This window comes from Thermohalobaculum sp. (assembly GCF_058622915.1).
This window is the reverse complement of record NZ_JBZSYN010000103.1, coordinates 1-3,900: the sequence shown is the minus strand read 5'-3', so window position 1 is coordinate 3,900 and position 3,900 is coordinate 1. Positions and strand designations below refer to the sequence as shown.

At 66.6% G+C, this 3,900-nt stretch carries 4 protein-coding genes; all 4 read left to right on the top strand.

The window, feature by feature from the left end:
* On the top strand, positions 1-258 hold a 258-nt coding region (locus AC32QD_RS08410; RefSeq protein ID WP_492010042.1), incomplete at its 5' end, for a nucleoside/nucleotide kinase family protein.
* The gene (locus tag AC32QD_RS08405; protein ID WP_492010041.1) at positions 255-779 is read left to right on the top strand and encodes a gamma carbonic anhydrase family protein; all 525 of its coding nucleotides are present in this window, start codon (positions 255-257) and stop codon (positions 777-779) included. The genes AC32QD_RS08410 and AC32QD_RS08405, both read left to right, overlap by 4 nt.
* Positions 780-1,087: 308 nt before the next feature.
* Positions 1,088-1,915, top strand: coding sequence for a MurR/RpiR family transcriptional regulator (locus AC32QD_RS08400; RefSeq protein WP_492010040.1), 828 nt, complete (start codon positions 1,088-1,090; stop codon positions 1,913-1,915).
* A 100-nt stretch (positions 1,916-2,015) separates the two neighbouring features.
* A partial coding sequence (locus tag AC32QD_RS08395) for a bifunctional 5-dehydro-2-deoxygluconokinase/5-dehydro-2-deoxyphosphogluconate aldolase (protein ID WP_492010039.1) occupies positions 2,016-3,900 on the top strand: 1,885 nt, incomplete at its 3' end.

The window sequence follows — 3,900 nt, the reverse complement described above, 5'->3', positions numbered from 1 at the left end:
CCGTGGATCGCCGAGCTGGAGCGGCGCCTGAGGAGTCGGGCGCAAGACAGCGAAGAGGTGATCGCGGGCCGGATGGCGAAATCGGAATCCGAGATAAACCATTGGGCGGAATACGATTATGTTCTGGTCAACGAAGATCTCGATCAGGCGGAAGCGGAGCTTCGGACGATCCTGACGGCGGAGCGGATGCGGCGCGAGCGGCAGCCGGGGCTGACGGATTTCGTCCGGGGCCTCAACAGGGAGTTCGAGGCGAGATGATCTATGCTTTGGAAGGCGTGGCGCCGGTCTTTCCCGAGGATGGCGACTATTGGGTGGCGCCGGATGCCAATCTGATCGGCAAGGTGGTGCTGGAGACCGGCGCCTCTGTCTGGTTCGGGGCCACGCTCCGCGGCGACAACGAGGAAATCCGGGTAGGCCAGGGATCGAACATCCAGGAGAATTCGGTCCTGCACTCGGATATGGGGTTTCCGCTAACTATCGGGCCGAACTGCACAATCGGGCATCGGGCCATGTTGCATGGCTGTACGATCGGCGAGGGCTCCCTGATCGGGATGGGGGCCACGGTGCTCAACGGGGCGAGGGTCGGGCGGGGGTGCCTGATCGGGTCCTGCGCCCTCGTCACCGAGGGCAAGGAAATCCCTGACCACAGCCTGGTCATGGGCGCGCCGGGCAAGGTGGTGCGGACGCTCGATGCCGAGGCGCGGGCCGGGCTGGTGCTAGCGGCCAAGCATTATCACGCGAATATGCGGCGGTTTCGCGAGGGGCTGAAGCCGCTCTGAGCAGGGTGTTGCGCGGGGAGCGGGGCATCATTCGGCGGAACACCGATATTGCACCGATCCACCACCGACATTGACCGACATTGCCCGGCCGCACCGCGACGGCCGGCGCGCGCGTCGCGTTTAGGATTTGTGAGGGCTTGGTGGAGCGTTGGTGAACGGAGCGTACGCTGCCCCGTGGGGGCGACGGGGCCGGCGCGCGGCGCCCCGGTCGGCGGGTGGTGGCGGCCCGGGGGTGACGCGCGGTCGACCTTGGAATATTTGTTCCATCTGTGGTAGGGCAAGATATAGCGGCGAGCCGGAGGAGTGAGATGACGGATCTGCAGACCTTCTCGGCTCCGGCCAGCGTCGAGGAATTCCGCGAGCGGCTCGGCGTGATCTCTGCCGGGCTGCCGAAGCGGCTCAGGCAATGCGCCGATTATGTGGCCAGCCATTCCGACCGGATCGCCGTTTCCACCGTGGCGGAGCTTGCCGCGGGGGCAGACGTCCCGCCATCTGCGCTGATGCGGTTCTGCCAGATCATGGGCTTTTCCGGCTTCTCCGAGATGCAGCGGCTGTTCCGCGAGGCCTATGCGCCGGGCTGGCCGGACTATTCCACGCGGCTGAGCAACCTCAAGGAGGGCGGTGTGGGAAGCCCCGCGGCGCTTCTGGCCGAATTCGTCGAGGCCGGGCGGATGTCGCTGGAAGCCCTGGCGAAGGCGACCGACGAGGCCGCGCTGGCGGAGGCGGTGGAGGTTCTCGTGGCCGCCGATACAGTACATCTGATCGGCCTGCGCCGGTCGTTTCCGGTCGCGAGCTACCTGGCCTATGCCTTCGACAAGATGGCCATTCCGGCGATGCTGCATGGCGGCGTCGGCAAGTTGGAACACCGCCATGCGCTCCGGCCCGGCGATGCGCTGCTGGCGATCAGCTTTGCGCCCTATAGCGAGGAGGCACTGGAGCTGGCCGTGGAGGCGCGGGAGCGCGGCCTGCCGGTGGTGGCGGTCACCGACCTTCTGACCAGTCCGCTGGCCCGCCATGCCGGCGCGGTCCTGACCGTGCCGGAGATCGATTTCGGGGCGTTCCGCTCGCTGTCGGCGACGCTGGCGCTGGCGATCACGCTTGCGGTGGCGGTGGGCACGGCGCGAAGGGCACCGTGAGGGTGAAATAAGGGGTTTCGCTCCGGCCAAAAATGGAATAAATATTCCACAAATTGGAGTGTGCCGGTGAGTCTGCGCCAGCAACCGCGCGGGAGGACGCATGAAAGCCTTGGACGTGATCACGATTGGTCGGGCCGGGGTTGACCTCTACGGCTCCCAGATCGGGGGTCGTCTGGAGGACATGGGGTCGTTTGACAAATACATTGGCGGCTCGCCCACCAACATGGCCTGCGGCACGGCGCGGCTGGGGTTGAAGTCCGGTCTCATCACCCGTGTCGGCGACGAACACATGGGCCGGTTCATCCGCGAGGAACTGGTGCGCCACGGGGTGGATGTCGCTGGTGTGAAGACGGATCCGGAGCGGCTGACGGCGCTGGTGATCCTGGGCATCCGCGACGAGGAGCAGTTCCCGCTGATCTTCTATCGCGAGAACTGCGCGGACATGGCGCTCTGCGAGGACGATATCGATCCGGGCTATGTCACCTCGGCCCGCGCCGTGGTTGCCACCGGCACCCATCTGAGCCACCCGAACACCGAGGCCGCCGTTCTCAAGGCGCTGAAGATCGCTCGCGAAGCCGGGGTCCAGACGGCGCTCGACATCGACTACCGGCCGAACCTCTGGGGCGTGGCCGGGCATGGCGAGGGCGAGAGCCGCTTTGTCGAGAGTGCGCAGGTAACGGCCAAGCTTCAGTCCACGCTGCATCTCTTCGACCTGATCGTGGGGACGGAGGAGGAGTTCCACATTGCCGGCGGCTCGACTAATACGCTTGCGGCCCTGCGGGCGGTGCGCAAGGTCTCGGGCGCCACGCTGGTCTGCAAGCGCGGGCCGATGGGGGCGGTGGCCTTCACCGGTGACATTCCCGGCAGCCTGGACGACGGCGAGGCGGGGCCGGGCTTTCCGATTGAGGTGTTCAACGTTCTTGGTGCCGGCGACGGCTTCATGTCGGGGCTCATCAAGGGCTGGCTCGACGGCGAGTGCTGGCCGAAGGCGCTCGAATACGCCAATGCCTGCGGGGCACTGGCGGTCAGCCGCCACGGCTGCACGCCAGCCTATCCGTCGCTGAGCGAGCTGGAGTTCTTCCTCCAGCGCGGCGTGGTGCGCCCCGACGTTCGCAACGACGCCGAGCTCGAACAACTGCATTGGGCCACCAATCGCCACGGTGACTGGTCGGCGATGCGGGTCTTTGCATTCGACCACCGGCTGCAACTCGAGGAGATGGACGGCTACACGCTTGAAAAGGGCGGGGCGTTCAAGGAGCTTTGCCTCGAGGCCGCGTTGACGGTGCAGGACGGCAAGCCGGGTTACGGCATCCTGTGCGACAATCGGATCGGCCGAACCGCGCTGCACCGGGCCTCGGGCTCAGGTTTGTGGATCGGCCGGCCGTGCGAATGGCCCGGCTCGCGGCCGCTGGAACTTGAGCCGGAGCTCGGCCCGGATTGTGGCACGCTCGTCGAATGGGCGCGCGAAAACGTGGTCAAGGTGCTGTGCTTCTGCCATCCGGATGACACGCCGGACCTGCGCGCCCGGCAGGAGGAGACTGTCAGACGGTTGTTTGCCTCGGCCCGGCGCAACCGACTGGAGTTCCTGCTCGAGGTCATTCCGTCCAAGGTCGGGGCCGTCAATGATACGACCGCTGCGACGCTGATCCGTCAGTTCTATGCCGCCGGGATCTATCCCGACTGGTGGAAGCTGGAGCCGATGCGGAGCGAGGCCGCCTGGCAGAATGCCATCGCCGCGATCGAGGAGCATGACGCACATACCCGCGGCATCGTCGTGCTCGGGCTCGACGCGCCCGAGGCGGAGCTGGCGGCCTGCTTCAAGGCGGCGGCGCGGTTCCCGATGGTGAAGGGTTTTGCGGTGGGTCGCACGATCTTCGGCGATGTCGCCCGGTCCTGGCTGGCGGGCGGGATGGGGGACGCAGAGGCAGTCGCGGAAATGGCACGCCGCTTCGCGCGGCTTTGCGGAATTTGGGACGAGGCGCGGG